The 3,633-nt window shown below is 71.1% G+C and carries 4 protein-coding genes and 1 pseudogene; all 5 read right to left on the bottom strand.

All coding sequences use genetic code 11. The annotated features are described in order from the left end of the window. Positions 1-359 (bottom strand): annotated as a pseudogene (locus NQ160_RS20550) (MFS transporter); the annotation flags it as partial. A 90-nt stretch (positions 360-449) separates the two neighbouring features. After that, positions 450-1,073 carry a signal peptidase I gene (locus NQ160_RS20545; protein ID WP_257516949.1) on the bottom strand — a complete coding sequence of 208 codons (624 nt, stop codon included), beginning with the start codon at positions 1,071-1,073 and terminating at the stop codon, positions 450-452. Continuing rightward, a complete protein-coding gene (locus NQ160_RS20540) occupies positions 1,070-1,990 on the bottom strand; it encodes a hypothetical protein (RefSeq protein ID WP_257516948.1) in 921 nt (306 codons plus the stop codon). Before NQ160_RS20540 ends, NQ160_RS20545 begins: the two co-directional genes overlap by 4 nt. Further along, positions 1,987-2,571: a hypothetical protein gene (locus NQ160_RS20535; protein ID WP_257516947.1), complete on the bottom strand. Its 585-nt coding sequence runs from the start codon at positions 2,569-2,571 to the stop codon at positions 1,987-1,989. The genes NQ160_RS20540 and NQ160_RS20535 overlap by 4 nt, the downstream gene beginning before the upstream one ends. A gap of 69 nt (positions 2,572-2,640) precedes the next feature. After that, on the bottom strand, positions 2,641-3,219 hold the full coding sequence (locus NQ160_RS20530; RefSeq protein ID WP_257516946.1) for an alternate-type signal peptide domain-containing protein: 579 nt from the start codon (positions 3,217-3,219) through the stop codon (positions 2,641-2,643). Between the last annotated feature and the right edge of the window lie 414 nt (positions 3,220-3,633).

Genomic DNA, 3,633 nt, shown 5'->3' with positions numbered 1-3,633 from the left:
GCCGCATCGGCCTGCTGGCCCAGCACCGGGGCGAGCGCCAGGATCAGCAGCCCCGCGATCGTGGTGCCCCAGCCGAGCCCCGCGGCCAGGCCCGCCTCGGCGACCTCTTTCACCCGGTCGTCGTCGGCGAGCGCGGCGATGTCAGCGGGGAGGAACGCGTCGGTCGTGAGGTACAGCGCGGTGAAGATGAAGGTGAGGATCACCGTGTTGAACGGCTGCGCCGCCCAGTCCCACAGCGCCCACGCCAGCAGCGTCTTGCGAGGGGCGGGGGTATCGCGTCGCAGGCCCAGGCCCATCACGGGCAGTGCGTCGGTGTCAGCGGTGGCGGGCAGTCGGGCCTCGCCGGGCGGGGTGCTCATCCGCGCACATTATCGCGACGAGGTGGCCGGGGCGTGGCGGCGCGGTGCACGGTGTGTCGGATCTCGGATGCCGCGCCTGCGGCATCCCCCTCAGATCTCCGCGGCGTCGTCCGCGGCGGCGCGCCGGCGGCGCTTGTCGCGCACTGCCGAGACGACCAAACCTGCGGCGTAGAGGAACAGGCCGCCGGCGACGACTGCCAGCACGATGGTGCGGTCGGTTCCGTAGAGCGCGCTGTTGACCCAACCCAGCAGCGGCAGGCTGTACCAGAGGGTGCCGCGGATCTGCGCCGGCTGCACCGGATCGGGGTCTGCGGCGGAATTGTTGTCGCCCTTCGTCATGAAGGTGACCTCGCCGCCCGCGTAAGTCTTGGACACCACGCGGTGGCTCACGACCGCCGGGTCGCCAGAGCGGATCTGGTACGTGATGACGTCGCCCACCCGGATGTCGTCGACCGGCGTGGGCTTGATCACCACGAGGGTGCCCGGGGGCAGGCCGGGCTCCATCGACTGGGTGAGTACCGTCATCGCGGTGCCGCCGACCAGCGCGGGCAGCGCCACGACTGCGATCGCGACGCTCATCGTCAGGATCATCAGGGCGGCGCCGAGTGCGACGCCCAGGTAGTGCGGCAGGCTGCGGTCGCGGCGTTGCGCAGCGCGGTGGGCGCGGCGAGGGCTGGGCTGCACCGGGCGGGGTGAGGGGGCGGTCACAGTCATGCGCAGTCGGCCCGTGAGATCAACAGCGTGCCGGAGCGCTCCACCGCGACGGTGGTGCTCAGGAGCGCGGTGGTTCCGTAGGCCCCTTCCTTCGCGCGGATCGCGACGGCGTGGGCACCGTTGCCGTCGAGGTGCTTGCCTTCGATCGTCACCGCCGCTCCGGAGCCGGAGGCGCGGACGATCTTGAGCACGCTGTCGGTGGTGGTGTCGACGACCTCGTAGGTGATCTCGGCACCAGCGGGACGGTTGACCGGTGCGTTCCAGGTGAGTTCCACCGCCCGGAAGCCGAACACGCTGTCCTTCTTGCACGTCACCGCGCCGGCGGCGGCCAGCTGGTAGACGCTCTGGGTCACGGATCCGGTCGTGGCCGTTGCGGTCCAGCTGGTCCCCACGGCGCCGGTCACGCGGAACGCGGCGGTCACGCTCTGGCCCTGCAGTGCGGCGTTGCTGCTGCCCGCATCGCGTCCCTCGACGCGGGTCGCGACGCAGATGGTGGCGGTGACCCCGGCGGCGACAGCGCGGGCGGCGGTCGGAAGGGTCGGGGCTGGGTTGGCGAGCGTCGTCGTGACGGCGTCGGCGGGAGCGGCGCCTGCGCAGTTGCCCGTCCACAGTCGCACGGTGGTCTTGGCGGCGAGGGTGCTGCTGCCGGTCACATCGGTGGCGAGGCTGTACGACAGCGGGGTGCCGCCGGTGTTCTTGATCGTGAGCGAGCCCAAGACGGCCGTCGACGAGGTCCCGGTGTACTGATAGGTCGTGGTGAGCGCCCCGCTCTGCGCGATCGTGGTGGCCGGGGATGCGGAGGATGCGGTGGCGTTGACGGCCGCGTTCGCGCTCCAGGCGGCCACGGCGGCGCCGGAGCCACCCAGCACCGCGAGGGTGACCAGGGCGGCGACGGGGCCGAGAAAGCGGCGGGTCATGACTGAACCTGTGTTCCGGAGACGGTGAGAGTGAGGGTGGATGCCGGGGCGCCGGCAGCGGCCGCGGGGGCATCAGGCGGGAGCGTGAGCCCGACGCACACGCGCTGGACCTGGCCGGGCGCGAGGGTGGCGACGCTCACGGGGGCGGCGTCCAGACCGATCGTGGCGATCGGGGGCAGGGCGCCGTCGCAACGACCCGATGCCGAGAGCGGGGCAGCGGTCACCCGCAGGGCGGTGGTGAAGGCCGTGGGTGCGCTGCCCGTCGTCGCCTGAAAGGTGAGGGCGAGCGGCACCGTGCCGGTGTTGCGCACCTCGGTCGCGCCGTACACGCCGTGACCGGGGTACAGGCCCGAGGCAGTCAGCCCGGGGTCGGTCACCTGCAGGCCGGCCGAGCCGGCCTGCAGGGTGGTGCCCGCGGCGACGGGAGCGCTCACCGACCATGCGGCGTACGTCCCCCCACCGGCGAGGATGCCCAGCACGACGACGCCCGCAGCCCCGAGGGATGCCCGCAGCATGCGTGCGGGGGCCGCGGCGCGACGCTGTGCGCGTCGGGCGGCGTGGCGTGCACTGCGGCGGGACATCAGGTTCCTCGGGGCTTGAGCGGCGGGTTAATGGCCGGGAGAGGCTCGCCGTGCGGCGAGCCCGGGGGTTCAGTCGGTGGCCTGCGTGAGGGTCACGGTCATGGCGCTGAGGTCCACGGAGCCGTTCATCGCGGCGTTGTCCGCGCCGGCGGCGCCGTTCGGGAACGCGATCGTGACCGTGACGGTGACCGACTCGCTGATCGCACCGCCATCGGGGGTGACGGTGAAGGAACCGTCGCGGTTGTCGGTGATGCCCTCCGCGTCGGCTTCGACGGTGAGCACGGCTGAGTCATCGAGCAGGCCGGCGAGCGCAACGTCGGCGGTGTTCAATCCGTCAGCGGCGGCGATCGAGCCACCGGTCAGCGCCAGCTCGGCCTCCAGGCTGTCACCCTCGGCCTCGATCTGCATGGTCTTGGTGTAGGTGAGCACGTCACCGGGCGACACCGCGTAGCCGGCGATGTGGTCGATCGCCGCGCCATTGGCCGACCAGGTGCCGACGGGGCCATCCGTCACGACGAGGTTGCCCGCGGTGATGGTGGAGCCGGCGGCCGTGGCGTTGTAGTTCCAGGTGGCGAAGGTGCCGGCACCACCGAGGAGCAGGGCTGCTCCGGCGGCGGTGGCGATGGTGGCCTTGGTGATCTTGTTCATGATGTGTTCCTTCTCGCGGCTTGTGGCCGCTTTCTCCTGCGGATGGGATGGATTCGGGGCCCAGGTTCCGAAGTGAGTGATCCGGTCGGGGCACTGCCCAGTTTTCGCCGCGGACCGCAAGAAGTGCCCCGGTTCGATGCCGCGCTCCCGCAAGATCCCAGCAGCGTCGCCTGAGCGCGACCGGCCGCGACGCCAAACCACAAGACATCCACAAGAGATGGTCCAAAACACCCCGCCCATCCCAGATTCGTGCGCCTACGTGGCATCCGTCGTCCGCGCGCGACCATCAAACTTGACACCTCACGGCTCAAGTTCAATTGACATCGATCGGGGCGCCGCGTACCCTTGAGTCATCGCGGCTCAAGGTTGGGGCCGCCCCAGACTTTTCAGTTCCACACGAAGGAGAAACACATG

This window comes from Microbacterium sp. zg.Y909 (assembly GCF_024626565.1).
Note: the sequence above shows the minus strand (reverse complement) of the source record. Positions and strands in the feature narration are given on the sequence as shown.